The organism is Mesorhizobium sp. M7A.F.Ca.AU.002.02.1.1, assembly GCF_003998535.1.
Taxonomy (GTDB): Bacteria; Pseudomonadota; Alphaproteobacteria; order Rhizobiales; family Rhizobiaceae; genus Mesorhizobium; species Mesorhizobium ciceri.
Genome location: NZ_RZPB01001077.1, coordinates 1 through 1,607, shown reverse-complemented (window position 1 = coordinate 1,607; position 1,607 = coordinate 1). Strand labels below are relative to the sequence as shown.

General features: G+C 62.8%; 2 protein-coding genes. One reads left to right on the top strand and one right to left on the bottom strand.

From position 1 onward, the window contains the following. On the bottom strand, window positions 1-236 hold a 236-nt coding region (locus tag EN879_RS35165), incomplete at its 3' end, for a hypothetical protein (RefSeq protein WP_164774809.1). Between the two features lie 183 nt (window positions 237-419). Between EN879_RS35165 and EN879_RS35160 the strand changes: the two genes are divergently transcribed. Beyond that, window positions 420-1,454: an aldo/keto reductase gene (locus tag EN879_RS35160; RefSeq protein WP_063170656.1), complete on the top strand. Its 1,035-nt coding sequence runs from the start codon at window positions 420-422 to the stop codon at window positions 1,452-1,454. Window positions 1,455-1,607 lie beyond the last annotated feature (153 nt).

Below are 1,607 nucleotides of genomic sequence, written 5' to 3'. Positions count from 1 at the left end.
GTGAAGAACTGGTCGAGCGTCACGTGGCAGACGAAGTGGAATTTGTAGGGCTTCTTCGGCAGGCCGGGCGATGAATCCGCTGCTCGTGCCGCGCTGATGCCGCCGACAAGACCAGCACCCAGTCCGCTGGCGAGGCCGGCTGCGCCAAGGCCGAGTTTTCCGGCCAGCGCGAAAGCGCTGCGCCGGCTGATGCCGGCATTCACCATCTCCATCAGATTTTTCGTCTCGTCGTCCATGCGTTCCTCCGTTGTCGCTTTGTAGGCATCGCTACAATTGTCATCCGGTTACATTGTTATATGACAACTTTTGTGTCAATGCTTTTTCGCCGCCGAGTTCAGGACGGCCCTCTGCGGCCTAATGGCGCGAAGGCGGCCTTCTGGGCGGCACAAATGGACGATCAGGGATTACAGGAAGAGAAAATGGCTGAAATCGAATTCAGGGCTGTTAGCAAGGGCGGCCTGAAGGTGACGACGATCGGGCTCGGTGGCACGGGGCTCGGCAACATGTACCGCGCCGTCGACACCGATGCGGCGGTGAAGACTGTGCAGGCGGCCTATGAAAATGGCATCCGCTATTTCGACACCGCACCTGTCTATGGCTTTGGCGTCAGCGAGACGCGTCTGGGCCTTGCCATCAAGTCGCTGCCCCGCGCGGACATCGTCATCTCGTCGAAGATCGGCTACGACCTCGTGCCGATCCCGCCCGAAGAATTGAAGCCGGCGCTGTGGGACCAGCCCGGCTCCTTCCGCGCCGAGTTCGACTATTCGCGCGATGCGGTGATGCGTTCGCTCGAGGGCACGCTGAAGCGGCTGGACACCGACTATGTCGACATGGTTTCGATCCACGATCCCGACGAGGCCATTCATTTCGGCCCCGGCGAGGATCCCTATGCCCGGAGCCGCTTCCGGGAAGCCATGGACGGCGCCTATCCAGCGCTCGACGAACTGCGCTCGCAAGGCGTCATCAAGGCGGTCGGCGTCGGCATCAACCAATGGCAGATGCTGTCCGATTTCGTCGTTGCCGGCGCCTTCGATTATTTCCTGCTCGCCGGCCGCTACACGTTGCTCGAACAGGAGCCACTGGCGACCCTGCTGCCGCTCTGTGAACAGCGCGGCACGAGGATCATTATCGGCGGCCCCTACAATTCCGGCATCCTGGCGACGGGCGCGGTCAAGGGCGCGACCTTCAACACCAGGCCGGCTCCCGAGCCGGTGCTCGAACGCGTCCGCCGCATCGAGGCGGTGTGCGCCAGCCACAAGGTTTCGCTGCCGGCGGCGGCGCTGCATTTCCCGCTCGGCCATCCCCTGGTGTCGAGTGTCATCCCGGGTGCAAGGTCTGCCGATGAGCTGAAGGAGAATCTGGCCTATCTCAGGGAGGATATTCCGCCAACCCTTTGGGCCGATCTCAAACGACAGGGACTCATCGAGCCTGGCGCGCCCGTTCCCGGAGCGTGACAAGCAACCACCACGAGGGTTGCGAGCCGTGCTGGCGGCGGATGCCCGTGCCGTCTGCTGCCCTTTCAGGGTGGAATCAAAAGGCCTCAGTCGCGGCGGCCTGCCGGACAAGCGCCGCGATCACCTCCACAAGACGTGTCTTGCCTTTGACGG